Raw genomic sequence first — 17,048 nt, 5'->3', positions numbered from 1 at the left:
AACTTCAGTATTTTGAAAACAAAGATTTTATTTTTAGCATTATTGCTAGGTAGTTACCATGTATTTTCACAACAATTTAAAGGAAAGGTATTAAATACCAACAAAAAGCCTTTAGAGAATGTATATGTATATAATACTACTAGTAACAGCCATACACACACAAAAGTTAATGGAGAATTTATCTTAGATAATTCAAAAGTAGGAGATATTATTGAATTTGGAATTCTAGGATACAAAAAAATCAACTTAGAATTAGGTAGTGACGATCTAAGCTCTCCAAAAACAATTATTTTAGAAATGAAAAGTTTTTTGTTAGATGAGATGGTATTATCTAACAAGAGAGATCCATTACAAACAATTGTAAGAGTTGATTTAGATAAAAAACCAGTAAGTTCATCTCAACAAATATTACAACGAGTACCAGGACTTTTTATAGGTCAACATGCTGGTGGAGGAAAAGCGGAACAAATATTTTTAAGAGGTTTTGATATTGATCACGGTACAGATATAGCGTTGTCGGTAGACGGAACACCAGTAAATATGGTTTCTCATGCACACGGACAAGGGTACAGTGATTTACACTTTATAATTCCAGAAACCATCGAAAAAATTAATTTCGGAAAAGGACCTTATTACGCTAGTAAGGGAGACTTTAATACAGCCGGATATGTAGATTTTAAAACAAAAACATATTTACAAAACAGTCAAGTTGAAGTAGGCATAGGTCAGTTCAATACTTTTAGAACTTTAGGAATGTTTAATTTGTTAGATAAAAACAATACAGACAATGCCTATGTAGCTATTGAGTATTTAGAAACAGATGGCTTTGTAGAATCTCCTCAAAATTTTAGTCGAATTAATATTTTCACGAAGTATAGAACCTTTTTAAAAGATAATAGTAGTTTATCATTATCAGCTTCACATTTTACGAGTAAATGGGATGCTTCTGGACAAATACCGCAAAGAGAAGTTGATAATGGAAATATTACTCGTTATGGTTCAATTGATGATACTGAAGGAGGAACAACATCAAGAACAAACATAAACTTAGAGCACTCAAAAGTTTTAAAGAACGATGTTAGCGTAACTTCAAATGTTTTTTATTCAAATTATAATTTTAATTTATTTTCAAACTTTACCTTCTTTTTAGATGATCCTGTGAACGGAGATCAAATAAAGCAAACTGAAAACAGAGATGTTTTCGGGTTCAATACACAGTTTAAAAAGAAAACCCATATATCAAATACACCTGTAGAGTTAACTTTTGGAACAGGTTTACGTGCTGATATTGTAGATAACTTAGAGTTATCGCATACACTTCAAAGAAAAGAAGTTTTAGATCAAATTCAATTAGGAAAGGTAAATCAAACTAACTATTATGCTTTTGTAAATAGTGAGTTTGAGTTTGGAAAATTTATGGTGGCACCAGCTTTACGTTTAGATTATTTAAAATTTAACTACAATGATTATTTACTAGATGAATACAAAACGTTTTCTGAATCACAAGTGGTTGTAAACCCTAAAATTAATGTAACCTATACTCCAAATGAAAAAATTCAATGGTTTTTAAAATCAGGAATAGGCTTTCATTCAAACGATACTAGAGTAGTAGCTACACAACCTAATAGGAAAACATTACCTAGAGCTTATGGTGTTGATTTAGGAACTGTTTGGAAACCAACCTCAAAAATAGCTATAAATACAGCATTATGGTACTTACTTTCAGAAGATGAGTTAGTATATGTTGGAGATGCTGGTATTGTAGAACCTTCAGGAGAAGCACAGCGTTATGGTATTGATTTAGGTCTTAGATATCAGCTAACAGATTGGTTATATCTTGATAGTGATGCTACTTTTACAAAAGCAGAAAGTGTTGACGATCCGTCAGGAGAAAACAATATTCCTTTAGCTCCTAAAGTGACTGTAACAGGAGGATTATCAGTAAATAATTATAAGAACTTTTCAGGAGGAGTTCATTACAGATATATAGGTGACAGAGCAGCAAATGAAGATAATTCAATAGTAGCAGAAGGTTATTTTGTTACCGATGCGAATATTAGCTATAAAATAAATAATATAACACTAGGTGTAGCGTTAGAAAATATTTTTGATGTAGCTTGGAATGAAACACAGTTTGCTACAGAATCAAGGTTGCAAAATGAACCAAATTCTGTAGAAGAAATTCATTTTACACCAGGAACTCCGTTTTCTGCAAAAGCCACCATACGATATTCTTTTTAAAGATAATGATAGTCCGGGGGGGCTTGATAAGTTGTCATTTTTTAGAAGGATTAATGGCAACAAAAATATAGCCGCTTTAAGCGGCTATATTAATTTATAAAATAGATTATTATACTGCACCTAGAGTATATAATTGTTCTAAAGTAGGAGTTTCGCTACCACCTGCTGGCTCAAGAGTAATACCAAAAGCTTGTGAATCATTAGGATTGTTAATAGTAAATATTTTACTATCACTAGCAGTAAAGTTATCTATAGTACCTAAACTAGTTGGAGATAACGGATCAAGCTTTAAAGACCATACTTGGTATACTTTTCCTTCTGGTGGATCAGGTAAACCTTGAACATCTAAGAAAATATTTTTAGAGTTTTTATTCCAATATACCTTTGCATAGGCTTCAGGATATACTTTTTGTCCTTGTAAAGGAACTGTAACTATATCTTTACTTCTTATTACTGCTAAAAGTTTTTTGTTTTCAGCTAAATTAGCATTAGTTTCATCTAACTGAATTTCATATTGTTCTTTAGCTTCATTAATAGTGTCTATTTGCCCTTGTAAATTAGCACTCTTATTTAACGATAAAATTAAAGTACTACCAACTACTAAAGCAGCAGCCCACCCTGTATAAGTTACCCAATTATTTTTAGATGTTCGTAAAGGAATTGTTTTAGCTGAATCTTCTTTTTCTTGTAACATTTTTATTAAAACGTCTTTAAAAGAATTTTTAGCATCTTTAGGAGCAACATGAGAAGTAAGAATAGAAATTGATTTTTCAATTTCTTTTACTTCTTCTAAAATCTCAGGATGTTCCATCATCAAACTATATACTTGCTCATTTTCTTTATCAGAAAGAGCACCAGCTATATATAGTTCTAATATTCCAGATTCTATGTGTTTGTTTGTAGCCATTATTTAAGCATAAGTCTTAATTCGTTAATACAATTTCGGCTTCTAGTTTTTACAGTACCAAGAGGTATTTTTAAACTTTCAGAAACTTCCTTTTGTGTAAAGCCTTTAAAATAAAGAAGCTCTATAACTTTGATACAAGTGTCTTTTAACTTGTTTACAAAGTTTTTTATACCAATTGCATCAGTTTTAGAGTCCAAGCTATCGTGGTTCTCTAATATATCTACGAAAATTTTGGCATCAAGGTTTTTAGAACTGTTTTTAAAGTTTTTAGACCTTGTTTTATCAATAGCTGCATTTCTAGCAATATTGATAATCCATGTAAAAAAACGTCCTTTTTTCTCAGAATAAGAGTTTGCGTTATTCCAAGCTTTTATAAAAACATCTTGTGTTATTTCTTCAGCTATTGCTTGATCTCTAACAATATTAAAAACTACACCAGTAACGCTTTGTTTGTACATTTCGTAAAGGCTTTCAAAAGCTTTTACATCTTTGTTTTTAAAATTTTTTATGAGGGATTCTAGTTGCATATAGTTAATTGATTGGAGTACAAAATACTAAAAATCATTTAGATTTAATATTAGCTTCACACAAACGAATAATTTCATCAATTCGTTTTACTCTAGTAGCTTCTCTTTTAGCTTGATGTATCCAGTACAAGTAGTTCTTACGGTAAGAGGGAGCAAAATTTTGAAAGTTGTTAAGAGCAGTGGGGTTTTTATCAAATTCAATCTGTAGGTCTTTTGGAACTATTAAGTTTTCTACAGCATCTAAAGCATTCCAAGAACCATTTTTTTTAGCAATTTCAACAGACGCAATTCCAGCAGGGTGGATTAAGTTGGAAGTAGTTAGTTCCTTAATATATTTCTTGTTTAAAGCACTCCAAACACTTTTAGGCTTTCTGGGGCAGAAATATTGCCTCCTTTTACCATCGCCTAAACTTTTCACAGTACTATCTATCCAACCAAAGCATAAAGCTACTTTTACAGCTTCTTCCCAACGCATACTAGGTATGTCTACGTTAACTTTGTATAAAATTAGATGAACTCCATCACTTTCGTTATGGTTTTCTAATAACCACTTACGCCATTCTATGTCTGTTTTAAAATATAGGTGAGGTTTGTCGTCCATTTGTTAACGTATAATTTTAGAAGGGAATGAAACGATACTTTCGTGTCCGTTTTTTCCTACAGCACTTACACCAAAGAAGTAGTTGTCAAGAACAATTCCTTCTAAAGTAAACTTAGTAGTTTTTTCTACATATTTGAAGTTATCCCAAGTTGGTGAAGTAGTATCTCTCCAATAAATTTTGTACCCTTTAGCACCATCAACTTTATCCCATTGTAATTTTGCAGACGCTTCAACAATACCACCAATTCCTACATTTTTAGGAGAAGGTGGAGCAGAAGCGACGCTTGCTAAATTAATAGCATTTACAGCAGTTAATTTTTTAGCATATTCAAAATTTACAAATTGTAAGCGGTCTCCATATTCAATACCATTTTCAGTTCTAATATCTTGGTGTTGTTGCGTGTAGTTTTCATGTGCTTCCATAATTCGAATGCCAGCAAAACCTCTATCGTTAAAAGGTCTGTGATGTCCGCCACGACCAAACCTATCTAGGCGATAAATCATTTTCGGATTCATTTCTGGCATATACGTTTTAGTTGTTGTATAAATATAACGTGCTAATTGACGTGAAATTCCGTCCACTTCACCACCATAAAAGCGACGTGCTTTTCGTTGACGTTCAGTTTCGGTTGGAGGTACGGGTTCAGAAAAGATTCTAAATGTACGATTGTCTATAATTCCATCAACACCTTTTATGTTTCCAATCATATCATTATTCATAACTCCCACAATATTCCAATTTTTTTCCTTGGCATAAGCAGCCAATCCTTTTCCACCAAATAGGCCTTGTTCTTCACCAGACAATCCTACATAAATAATACTATTTTCAAATGTATAGTTACTTAATACACGTGCTGCTTCAATAGTTCCTGCCATTCCAGAGGCATTGTCATTAGCCCCAGGAGCATCATCAATAAAGTTATTAGGACCGGAAATTCTTGAATCTATATCACCACTCATTACAATGTAATTGTTAGGATATTTTGTTCCTTTTTGAATAGCAACAACATTAACAACCCAAACATCTTTGGTGATTCTGCTATTAGTTCCTTTTTTTACAAAGTCTTTTTGGTAAAATACTTTTAAACAGTTGTTGCAATTAGAAGAAATTTTGTCGAATTCAGACTTAATCCATCGACGGGCTGCACCAATTCCACGTGTATTTGAAATAGTATCGCTTAATGTATGACGGGTACCGAAATTTGTTAGTGTAGTAATATCTGATTTAATTCTATCTGCTGAAATAGCATTAATAATATCGTATATTTTAGTGTCGGTTTGTGCTGATATTGTTGTAGAAGTTAGTAAGAATAGTACTATGAATTTTTTCATAATTAAGGAATTTAGCTTACTAAATTACAAAACAAAAAAGAGAATAAATTGTATTTATTCTCTTTTTACTTATTGTGGAAGTGTACTTTGTGAAAAAGTTAGACTTATAAATTTATTTTACAAACCTAACCACAGCAATTTTACCATTAACTATCTCATAGATGGCGACAGCATGAAAGGTAGCTCTGTTTGCTGTAACTTCTTCCTCATCTATCACTACATTTCCTTTAACTATTCTACTAATAATTTTACAGTGTAAATCTTTTGTTGTTTCAAACTTAGGGGCATATCGTTTGCGCATTTCTTCAATACCTTCATATTCTAATTTATTTGGGTAGCTATATACTTTTACACCTTTAGCGTAAGGTTTTAAAAATGCATCTATATCCCTTTTATTATAAGCTTCTAATTGTTCTTGTGCCAAAGCTCTGGGAGATACTTCTGCTACGATTGCTAGTTTTGTTCCTTCTGGGTTTGCCATAATTCTTGAAATATTATTGATGTTCTCATTTTCAAACTGATGAAAAACAATTATTTCTTTGTCTGTTTTAGGGTTGTATTGAAAAATCATATTCTGATAAGCAATTAACAGTGTACCATTAGGAAGCCAACAAACATCTTGACTTTTACCTGTTGAAACGATTTTTTTAGTTTCTTTAGAAAAAGGGTTTAATGACCAAACTTCCCATTTTTTACCGTTTTGTTTCATGAAACTAACTAAGTTAGAGTTTGGAATTTTATGAAATGAACGTCCTGTTTGTTTAGCTATTGAAATGTTAGTGTTCTTTTTTAAGTCACTCATATAAAGTTCAAGAGTATCATTTACAATTACGGAAGAAATTACAAGGTTTTTAGTATACCACATAGGGTATGCTACTATCAAGTCTTTAATTACTTCTTTACTTTTGCCCGTTTTAAAGTTATACTGATAAAAACGTTGTAAACCATTATTATCTAAACGTACTGCCGATACATCTTTTGACTTGGGAATTCGTTGAGGTGAATATTCACCTCCATTTGGTGTGTTATTAATAAACCTCTTAGTTTCACTATCTATAGAATATTTTACAATATCGGTTTGTCCATTTCTATTGGAAGCAAACAAGATGATATTATCATCATAAAAATAAGGTTGACTATCATATCCATCATTGTTAGAAATATTTTTTCCATTGGTCACCTTCCATTGTCCATTTTCAGAATTGATGTCAAATAAATGAATTTCGGTATTTGTTTGAGCGAAAGTAAATGAAGTAACAAGTAGGGAGTATAATAGCTTTTTCATCTGTTTGTTTTTATTGTTTTTTATTGGTCAGATGTAATTCGCTAACAGAGATTTTGATAGATTTCATATTCTTTATGGCTCATTTCATAATAAATAAATTGAGGTCTAAAATACTAAAAAAGTCCGCTCTAAATAGTAAGAACGGACTTTTTATGAAGATTTAGAAAGTTATTTTAGAGAAGCAATCCATTTGTCAATTTTGTTTTCTAAAAGTGCTAACGGAATACATCCAGTTTCTAAAACTTGATTGTGGAATTCTTTAATATCGAATTTGTCACCCAATTCTTTTTTAGCCTTAGCGCGTAATTCACGGATTTTTAATTGTCCGATTTTATATGATAATGCTTGTCCAGGATTCGCCATATAACGCTCAATTTCAGAAATGATACTAGCTTCACCTTCCGCTTCGTTATCTAATGAATATTGAATTGCTTTTTCACGACTCCAACCTTTAGCATGTATTCCTGTATCTACTACTAAGCGAATCGCTCGGTGCATTTCCATACCTAACATTCCAAAGTATTGATAAGGATCTGTATATAAGCCTAATTCTTTTCCTAAGTTTTCAGTATACAATGCCCAACCTTCACCATAAGCGCTGTACCATAACGTTTTTCTAAAATCTGGTAAGTCTTCATTTTCTTGCGTTAATGAAATCTGATAATGGTGCCCTGGAATAGCCTCGTGTAAAAATAAAGCTTCATCAGAAAATACATTGTATTTAGTAGCATCAGGAATTGGTGTATAGAAAACTCCAGGACGAGTTCCGTCTAACGAACCAGGGTTGTATTCAGCACTAGCAGAAGCTTCTCTGAATTTTTCAGTTTGCTTTACCACAAATGGAGTTTTTGGTTTATTACCAAATAATTTTTCTAATTGTGGCTTCATTCTTTCATGAATCGCATTAAAGTTATCAATAATTTGTTGCGGTTCAGTATATGGCATTAACTCTTTGTTGTTACGAACAAAATCAAAGAATTCTTTTAAGTTTCCTTCAAATCCAACTTGTTCTTTTACTTTTTCCATTTCTGATAAAATTCGAACAACTTCTTTTAGCCCTAATTCATGAATTTCATCAGCAGTCATGTTGGTAGTCGTATAATTTTTGATAGCATGTTGATAGTATGCTGTTCCGTTAGGAATATCAGAAATACCGCTACTTTCTCTACCAGCAGCTAAATAATCAGCTTTTAAAAATTCATACATAGCTTTGAATGACGGAATTAATTTATCATTCAATATATTGGTATACGCTTCTGTTAATCTTGTTTTATCAGCATCCGAAAAATCAGCAGGTAAAGTGTTTATCGGAGAATAGAATAAATGCTCAGAAAAATCGGTAATTCCTTCAGATGATTTTTTTACAACAGTTAAGCTTTCGAATTGAGGAATTACTTTTTTGATTAATGATTTAGGTAAAACATATCCTTCTTTGATTCCTTGTTGCATACGTTTTTTAGCAGATTGTAACCACGTATTGTATTTATCTAATCTGCTTAACCAATTGTCGTAATCTTCAACTGTTTTAAAAGGTTGCGCGCTACTACCACTTGCCAATTGCCCCATGGTAAGGTTAATTGTCCACATTTGGTTAATAGGCATTAATAAGTCGTTTTTATAACTAGCCTGTGCTAATGCCATATCACAATCCCAATCCAATACAGCTTTGCTCATTTGTTGACTTTCGGTTAAGTCAGCATCTTTGAAACTGCTAAGTTTAGCTTTGAAGTTTTTGAAAAATTCGTTGCTTTTTACTTGATATTCGTCAGAAAGTGTGTTAGGAAATTGATCGTTAAAACGATTATCACCCGCAAAAGTTGCATTTACAGGGTTTAATTGTAGTTTCCCTTCGTTATAGTCTTTTAGTAACTGATTAAACTCCATGTTTTCTGGAGTAGGAGTGTTAACCGCTTCTTTTTTTTCTTGCTTACAAGAAGTAAGAAGTGTAGCGGTAGCTACTATGGTTAAGAGGATTTTCTTCATGGTTATGTTTTTGATTATGAACAAATATATTAAAAAGAAAACCTCTCTGTTTTCACAAAGAGGTTTTTAAAAATGATCTATGACGATTCGCTATTATTTAATTAGTTCGTATGAACGTTTGATAAAATTTGTTAACTCTTCACCATGTAATAGGTTTTGAGATAATTTAGCTAAATCAAATGCTTGTGTAACTAATTGTTTTTGCTTGTCTTCATCAGCATTTAATATTTCCGATACTAACTCGTGATTCGTATTTACTACTAAGTTATACATTTCTGGCATGTTACCCATTCCCATCATTCCACCACCAGTAGCACTCATTTCTTTCATACGACGCATGAATTCTGGTACAGTAATTATGAAAGGAGAAGCACTAGAATCCATAGCTTCTAATTGTACTGTATAACTTGTATTATTTACAGCTCCTTCAATAACAGGTTTTAATTGCTCTTTTTCTTCGTCAGAAAGTTTAGAAATTACTGTATCGTCTTTCTTAATTAAGTTGTCAATATGGTCAGCATCTACACGTTTGAATTGTACTTTAGCATCGCCAGACTCCATTTCTAATTTTTGCATTAAATGCGAAACGATAGGAGAGTCTAACAACAATACTTCATAGCCTTTGGCTTTTGCATCTTCAATATAACTGTGTTGCGCATCTTTATTGGCGGCATATAAAACGATGTGATTTCCATCTTTGTCAGTTTGAGCATCTTTAGTTTTTTCAACTAACTCATCAAACGTAAAGAATTTATCATCAACAGTAGGGTATAAGGCAAACTTCTTTGCTTTGCTAAAGAATTTCTCTTCCGATAACATTCCGTACTCAATAATAACCTTGATGTCGTTCCATTTTTGTTCGAAATCTTCACGATTATTTTTGAATAAAGAAGAAAGCTTATCTGCTACTTTTTTAGTGATGTATCCAGAAATCTTTTTAACAGCTCCGTCTGCTTGTAAGTATGAACGAGAAACGTTTAATGGGATGTCTGGAGAATCAATTACTCCTTTTAACATTTGTAAGAAATCAGGAACGATTCCTTCTACGTTATCTGTTACAAAAACTTGGTTTTGGTATAATTGAATTTTATCCTTTTGCATATCCAAGTTCTGCGTTAACTTAGGGAAATATAAGATTCCTGTTAAGTTAAATGGATAGTCTACATTTAAGTGAATATGGAATAAAGACTCCTCAAATTGCATTGGATACAATTCACGGTAGAAGTTTTTATAATCTTCATCTTCCAAATCCGCTGGTTTTTTAGTCCATGCAGGTTCAGTATTATTGATGATATCATCAACTTCAATTTGTTTGTGAGGCTCAGTTACTTCTTTACCGTCTTCGTCTTTAGTGGTTTTTGGAGTAAAATCTGGATCATTTATTTTCTTAGTTCCAAATTTAATCGGAACTTGGTTGAAACGATTATATTTTGTTAATAGTCCACGGATTTTACCTTCTTCTAAAAATTCAGTAGAATCTTCAGCAATATGTAATACAATTTCTGTACCTCTGTCAGACTTGTCGTGCTCCACTAAAGTATATTCAGGTGAACCATCACATGTCCAGTGAGCAGCTGGCTCGTCTTTGAATGATTTTGTGAAAATTTCTACTTTATCAGCTACCATAAAAGCAGAATAGAAACCTAATCCGAAGTGACCAATAACACCTGTTTCGTTTTTATCGTCTTTGTATTTTTCTAAGAACTCTTCTGCACCAGAAAAAGCGATTTGGTTGATGTATTTTTCAACCTCATCCATTGTCATACCAATTCCTTGGTCTTTAATGGTTAGGGTTTTCGCATCTTTATCGATACTTATTTCAATTTTAGCATCGCCTAATTCTGTCTTAGCTTCACCAATTGAAATAAGATGTTTTAATTTAGTTGTAGCATCAGTTCCGTTAGAAATTAATTCACGTAAAAAGATTTCGTGGTCAGAATACAAGAATTTTTTAATCAGTGGAAATATATTTTCAACCGATACATTAATGTTTCCTTTACTCATAAGTATATATTTTAATTGATATTATTTTCTGCAGAATCAATAGTCAAAAAAAATACCAAATAAGAATTAGTGACAAGATGGCACTTTTTGTACGAATTATATAAAATTCATACTTTTACAAGCTTTTAATTTGTTAACTACAGAATAATCAACATAAAAAATATGTATAACTCAAAAATTACAGGATTAGGTTATTATGTTCCTGAGAACGTAGTGACTAACGATGACTTGACTCAGTTTATGGAGACGAGTGATGAATGGATTCAGGAGAGAACTGGTATAAAAGAGCGTCGTTGGATAGACCCAAAAACTTCTGATGATTCTACATCAGTAATGGGAGCAAAAGCCGCTAAAATAGCTATTGAGCGTGCGGGATTGACTAAAGATGATATTGATTTTATCATTTTTGCTACGTTGAGTCCTGAATTATATTTTCCAGGAGGTGGAGTACAAATTCAAGATTTATTAGATATGCCTACAATTGGTGCGTTAGATGTACGTAACCAATGTTCTGGTTTTATTTATTCACTTTCTGTTGCTGATCAATTTATCAAAACAGGAATGTATAAAAATGTTTTAGTAATTGGTTCTGAAAATCATTCAGGTGGTTTAGAACGTTCTACACGTGGTCGTGGAGTTACTGTAATTTTTGGAGATGGAGCAGGAGCAGCTGTTTTATCACGTTCGGAAGAGGAAGGAAAAGGGATTTTATCTTCTCACTTACATTCTGAAGGAAAGTTTGCGAAAGAATTAATGCTAGAAGGGCCTTCAACAGGACGTTGGGTTCCTGAAATCATAGAGGCCAATGACCCAGATGATACTTCGTATTATCCATATATGAACGGTCAGTTTGTATTTAAGCATGCAGTCGTTCGTTTTTCAGAAGCTATTATGGAAGGATTACAAGCAAACGGACTGCAAAAGGAAGATATTGATATGTTAATTCCTCATCAAGCGAATTTACGTATTGCACAATTTATTCAAAAGAAGTTCCAGTTATCTGATGACAAGGTGTATAATAATATTATGAAGTATGGTAATACTACTGCTGCTTCGGTTATTATAGCATTGACAGAAGCTTGGGAAAAAGGAAAAATAAATGATGGTGATTTGGTAGTGTTAGCTGCCTTTGGTAGTGGATTTACTTGGGGATCGGTAGTGATTCGTTGGTAATGTTAGACTACCTACTTATAAAATAAATAAATCCGAAGTATTAACTTCGGGTTTTTTATTAAAACATACCTCCTTGTGCTTCATTATTATCTCTGTATTTTCTGCCTTTACTTTTGTTTTTTCCACTTCCAAAATTATAGGAAAATCCTAGGTAGACAGAGTTGTACTCTAGTGTATACTTTCCTTTTTGCATAAAAGGGGTGTTAGATGTATAATCAAAATTTACATTATTAAAAATGTCAGTACTTCTTAAGGTAATACTTCCTTTACCGTCAAATAGCTTTAACCTAGCTCCGGCATTAATCATAGTATATGGTTCTATAGAATACTGAATGTTTTTACTTTTACCTCTAAAAATACCTGATAGCTGGAAGCTCAGTTTTTTTGAAGCTTTAAAAGAGTTGCTTATACGTCCTTTTACTAAGGTGTTTTTTACCGTTTCAAAGTTACCATTTAAAACACCTTGAGAGTCTTGAATGTACGTTTCAAAAGAAGAATTGAGTGTCCACCATTTTTTTGGCTTAAAACTAGAAGAAAGTTCAATACCATAACTATCTGCATAATCGTAATTGGTAAACGAAGTAATGACTTTGTCTGAATTTTGTTCATCTTGCTGCAATAGTCGACCAATTTTTTCATTTGTTCTTCGATAAAATGTTCCGAATGATATATAACCTTTAGTGACTGTTTTAGTATAATTAAGCTCTAGAGAGTTTGTAAATTGCGGCTGTAAATTAAGGTTTCCTCTTGATATAGTTAGAGGAGAAAACCACTCTTGAATTGGTGTTATCTGATATGCAGAAGGTCTGTCAATTCTCCTACTATAGGCAAGTTGTAACTTATCTTTTTCAGTAAAGCTGTATAGAATTGATAATGAAGGATACCAACTAAAAATATTATTTTTTAAAGTGGTGTTTCCTTGTTCTGTATTCGAAAAAAGAGCATCTAGGTAAAATTGTTCTAATCTTAAACCTGTCTGAATTGAAATTTTTTTGAACTCCTTGTTGAAATTTATATATCCTGAATAAATATCTCTATCATAATTTAACGTTGTATTTCCTATAGGTTCAAGAGAAGCAGAATCATTTATGTTTTCTCTATCGGTAAGTATTAGATTGTAAAAATCTTGCTTTCTAAATTCAAATCCTAATTCTAGTTTTCCTGACTTTATAGGTTTTATATAATCAATGTTCAACAACCAAAGTTTACGTGTGTCTTTAATGTCATTTGTATAATTATATTCTTTTGAACTGGGATTTATAAACTCTTCGTTAGTCGTTTTTTCAGGATTTTTGGTTAGAGAGTGATTAAGTTCAATCTCTAAATTCTGTCCTTTATCATCAAAATTGTAAACATAATCAGCATTATAGGTTTCATTTTTTTGATTGTAATTAGAAAAACTTCTATTGTCAAAAGTCAAAGAATTGTTTTCGGTTACTAGTGTATTCGTTATTAAACTATTGTTATCGAAATTTTGATAAGTGTATATAGATAAAATACTTTTAGCTGTAAGATCTATATCTATTCCAAATTTGATGTTATGATTTTCAGAATTATTTAAAAAGTAAAGGTTTTGAGACAGATTACTGTCTACTCTTGTTAAGTTATTAAAAGTTTCATAATCGCCCCAACTAGTATTATAGTTTAGATAAAAATTAGTAACTCCTGCCTTGTAATTGGTGTTTAAGATTATGTCGGGTTTGGTGTTTCTACTGTGCTTAATACCTGCAATAATACTACCATTAAAACCAATTTTGGTGTTCTTTTTAAGGATTAAGTTGATAATACCACTCATACCTTCAGGAGTGTGTTTTGCTGATGGGTTTGTAATTATCTCAACGCTTTTTACCGAGTTAGAAGGTATTTGTTTTAATAATTGAGCTGTATTTACGTTGGAAGGTTTTCCATTCACTAAAACTCTAACATTTTCATTTCCTCGTAAGCTTATAGTTCCAGAAAGTTGATTAATATCTATTGAAGGAATATTTTCAAGCATTTCTAAAGAGGTAGTTCCAGTAGCTGTTAGGTCATTACCTACATTAATAATTTTTCTGTCAATTTTTTGAATAAAGGCTGAAGTTTCTCCTTGTATTTCAACTTCATCTAGCTGTGTGGTGTTCTCTTCGAGTAAAATTGTTCCTATTTTACTATTCTTTTTTAAGTCAATTTTCTTTTCAAAAGCTCTGTAACCAATAAATTGAAAAGTTAAAAGTAAATTTTCCTTTGGAAGTTTTTCAATTTTAAAATTCCCTTTTTCATCAGAGATACTACCAGTAAGTATTTTGTCAGAAGTATTTTTACAAGAAATAGTAACGAAGGGTATTGGTTGGTTATTTTTTTTATCTAAAATAGTTCCTGTAACCTGTAGGTTTTGAGCTAGGCTCAAATAAGTACTTAGGAATAAAATTAATATTAGCAATCTTTTCATATATTGAAGGGAATGAAATTCTGCTAAAAATAAAAAAAACGAAGTATTTAACTTCGTTTTTTTTAAATAATTAAAGAAATGTAATGCTACATGAAGCCTCCGCCTCCTTGCTTTTCATTATTATCACGTTGTTTTCTGGCACGAGCTTTGTTTTTTCCTCCACCAAATCTATAGTTAAATCCAATATAAGCAGTTCTACTTTCCCATTTAAAACGTCCATTTTGAACAAAAGGCCTTTCAGAATTAAACTTAAATCTCATATCGTTAAAGATATCATTTACTCTAAGGTTAATATTTCCTTTTCCTTTAAGAATACTATAATTAGCACCAATATTTACCATTTTCATAGGGTCAACATTCCATTGAATGTCTTCTCTTGGACCTCTATACATTGCAAACAATTGTAAACGTAATTTTTTAGATACTGTAAAACTATTACTTATACGAGCATTAAAAATATCTGTTTTGACTTCAATAGTTGGTGAGTTCGGGTCGCTTAAATCAGTAGTTCCAAATTGCTTTTGAGAATAATAATCCATACTAGCATTTGCTCTCCACCATTTTGCTATCTTATAACTAGCAGAAAATTCTAAACCGTAAGCGTCTGTGTCATCAAAATTAGCAAAAGTTAATATTTGCCTAGTGTTTGTTTCATCTAAAGGATCCATGTAAGTAGCTCTATTAATTACATCAGTGATGTTTCTATAAAAACTTCCTAATGTTATTGAACCACCTTTTATTTTTCTTGTATAATTAAATTCAACTGAGTTTGTAAATTGAGGAACAAGATCAGGATTACCTACAGAAGTAATTAAAGGAGTACTCCATTCTCTAATAGGGTTTACTTGCTGTATTCCTGGTCTATCAACTCTTTTACTATAGCTTAACTGAAATTGATCTGCATCATTAGGATTGTAAGTAAAAAAAGCAGAAGGGTATACGCTGAAAATATCATCAGTAACTTTATCTTTCTTTACATCACCATTTTCATCTAGTCCTGTAAAGTTTCCTTCAATTTTATATTGCTCAAAACGGGCACCTAATTGCATAGATAGTTTTCCAAACTTATGACCATAGTTTATGTAAGCAGAATAAATATCTCTGTCATAAGTAAAATAAGAATCTCCTACATCTCTATATGTTTTATTTCCATTAATATCTTCTAATACAATTTGTTGGTTTGTTAGGTTTACATTGTCGGTATTATTTACTCGATACTCTAAACCTAACTCAAGTTTACCATTTTTAGAAATAGGGTTTGTATAATCTAAATTTAATAATGTACTTTTTCTATCATTATTAATATCATTGAAATAATCAGGTTGAGTACCTTCTAAGAAGTAATTATTTAAGTAGTTTGGAGCATTGTTTTTAGAATAGTTAGCTTCAAACTCTATGTTATGTCCTTCTTTTTCAAAATCATGTTTATAATTTACATTATAGGTTTGATTATGACTATCATTGTTTTGAGTATTAGGTGAATGTTCAATTAAATTACCATTATTATCTGTAATTATAGCACGTCCTTTAGCAAAAACATTAAACCAGTTTTGAGTTGTGTAAAGCGAAAGAGTGTTTTTATCATCTAAATAAATGTCTGCTCCAATTTTAAATAAATGTGATTCATCATCATTCTGAAAAATAAAGTCTTGATAATTTTCTCCAGGTCTACTAATGTATCCAAAATTGTAATTATCACCACCTCTAAAGCCATAGTTACCAAAAAAGTTCACTTTTCCTGTTTTGTAATTCATGTTTGTAGAAGCATTGTAACGAACATAATGACCAGCTTCAACTCCAGTATTTATAGAACCATTAAAGCCCATATTGGCATTTTTATTAAGAATTATATTAATAATACCACTCATTCCTTCAGGGTTGTATTTAGCAGAAGGATTGGTAATTAACTCAACACTTTTAATAGATGATGAAGGTATTTGTTTTAATAATTCAGAAGCAGGAATGTTGGTAGGTTTACCATCAACTAATACACGTACATTTTCGTTACCACGCAAACTAATGTTACCTGATTGGCTATCAACACTTACAGATTGTACGTTATTTAATAAATCAGAAGCAGTAGCTCCTGCTGAGGTCAAATCTTTACCAACGTTAATAACTTTTCTGTCTACTTTTTGAGTTACTGAAGAAGTTTCTGCTCTAATTTCTACTTCATCTAAAGTAGTGCTATCTTCCTCTAGAGGAATAGTGCCCAAATTAACATTGCTTGATTTACGACTTACAGAAATAGGTTTAGAGAATGTTCTATACCCTATAAACTGAACTTCAACAATACTATTTCCTTCAGGTATATTTTTTATAGAGAATAAGCCATTGTCATCAGTAATTCCACCAGTAATAATTTTTTTGGCAATATCTTTGATTATAATATTTACATAGGGAAGAGGTTGCTTGGTTGCTTGATCGACTACTTTACCAGAAATTACTCCTGGTTTGGGTAGGCTACTTTTAGGCATTTGTGCATAAATACTTGTAGTAAATACAGCTAAAAGTATTAGTAATATGTTTTTCATTTTTGTTGTTTTGAATTGTTTTGATGCTTAATA

At 31.6% G+C, this 17,048-nt stretch carries 11 protein-coding genes; 2 read left to right on the top strand and 9 right to left on the bottom strand.

What is annotated here, in order from left to right:
* Positions 1 to 12 precede the first annotated feature (12 nt).
* Complete coding sequence (locus MHM83_RS13130) at positions 13 to 2,241, top strand: TonB-dependent receptor (RefSeq protein WP_239180219.1); 2,229 nt, start codon at positions 13 to 15, stop codon at positions 2,239 to 2,241.
* Positions 2,242 to 2,350: 109 nt separating this feature from the next.
* On the opposite strand, the gene MHM83_RS13125 is transcribed toward MHM83_RS13130, so the two are convergent.
* From MHM83_RS13125 to htpG, 7 genes are all read right to left on the bottom strand, one after another.
* Positions 2,351 to 3,148, bottom strand: coding sequence for an anti-sigma factor (locus tag MHM83_RS13125; protein WP_047789700.1), 798 nt, complete (start codon positions 3,146 to 3,148; stop codon positions 2,351 to 2,353).
* Complete coding sequence (locus MHM83_RS13120; RefSeq protein ID WP_239180217.1) at positions 3,148 to 3,675, bottom strand: RNA polymerase sigma factor; 528 nt, start codon at positions 3,673 to 3,675, stop codon at positions 3,148 to 3,150. The genes MHM83_RS13125 and MHM83_RS13120 overlap by 1 nt, the downstream gene beginning before the upstream one ends.
* Before the next feature lie 34 nt (positions 3,676 to 3,709).
* A complete protein-coding gene (locus tag MHM83_RS13115; RefSeq protein WP_239180215.1) occupies positions 3,710 to 4,276 on the bottom strand; it encodes a YdeI/OmpD-associated family protein in 567 nt (188 codons plus the stop codon).
* 3 nt (positions 4,277 to 4,279) lie between these two features.
* Complete coding sequence (locus tag MHM83_RS13110) at positions 4,280 to 5,608, bottom strand: M28 family peptidase (protein WP_239180213.1); 1,329 nt, start codon at positions 5,606 to 5,608, stop codon at positions 4,280 to 4,282.
* A gap of 112 nt (positions 5,609 to 5,720) precedes the next feature.
* Complete coding sequence (locus MHM83_RS13105) at positions 5,721 to 6,893, bottom strand: nuclear transport factor 2 family protein (RefSeq protein WP_239180211.1); 1,173 nt, start codon at positions 6,891 to 6,893, stop codon at positions 5,721 to 5,723.
* 168 nt (positions 6,894 to 7,061) lie between these two features.
* The gene (locus MHM83_RS13100) at positions 7,062 to 8,876 is read right to left on the bottom strand and encodes a DUF885 domain-containing protein (protein WP_239180209.1); all 1,815 of its coding nucleotides are present in this window, start codon (positions 8,874 to 8,876) and stop codon (positions 7,062 to 7,064) included.
* A gap of 93 nt (positions 8,877 to 8,969) precedes the next feature.
* Entirely contained in the window at positions 8,970 to 10,880 is a 1,911-nt protein-coding gene (gene htpG, locus MHM83_RS13095; RefSeq protein WP_047789708.1) for a molecular chaperone HtpG, read from the bottom strand.
* A 162-nt stretch (positions 10,881 to 11,042) separates the two neighbouring features.
* On the opposite strand from htpG, the gene MHM83_RS13090 reads away from it, so the two are divergent.
* Positions 11,043 to 12,053: a 3-oxoacyl-ACP synthase III family protein gene (locus MHM83_RS13090; RefSeq protein ID WP_047789709.1), complete on the top strand. Its 1,011-nt coding sequence runs from the start codon at positions 11,043 to 11,045 to the stop codon at positions 12,051 to 12,053.
* Between the two features lie 58 nt (positions 12,054 to 12,111).
* On the opposite strand, the gene MHM83_RS13085 is transcribed toward MHM83_RS13090, so the two are convergent.
* Both MHM83_RS13085 and MHM83_RS13080 read right to left on the bottom strand, forming a co-directional pair.
* Positions 12,112 to 14,481, bottom strand: coding sequence for an outer membrane beta-barrel family protein (locus MHM83_RS13085; RefSeq protein WP_239180207.1), 2,370 nt, complete (start codon positions 14,479 to 14,481; stop codon positions 12,112 to 12,114).
* Positions 14,482 to 14,567: 86 nt separating this feature from the next.
* Positions 14,568 to 17,015 (bottom strand): TonB-dependent receptor domain-containing protein, encoded by a 2,448-nt coding sequence (locus tag MHM83_RS13080; RefSeq protein ID WP_239180205.1) that lies wholly within the window; start codon positions 17,013 to 17,015, stop codon positions 14,568 to 14,570.
* Positions 17,016 to 17,048: the final 33 nt, after the last annotated feature.

It is taken from the genome of Tenacibaculum sp. Mcav3-52 (genome assembly GCF_022347665.1).
Taxonomy (GTDB): Bacteria; Bacteroidota; Bacteroidia; order Flavobacteriales; family Flavobacteriaceae; genus Polaribacter; species Polaribacter mesophilus.
The sequence above is the reverse complement of the archived record's forward strand: the minus strand, read 5'-3'. Positions and strand labels throughout refer to the sequence as shown.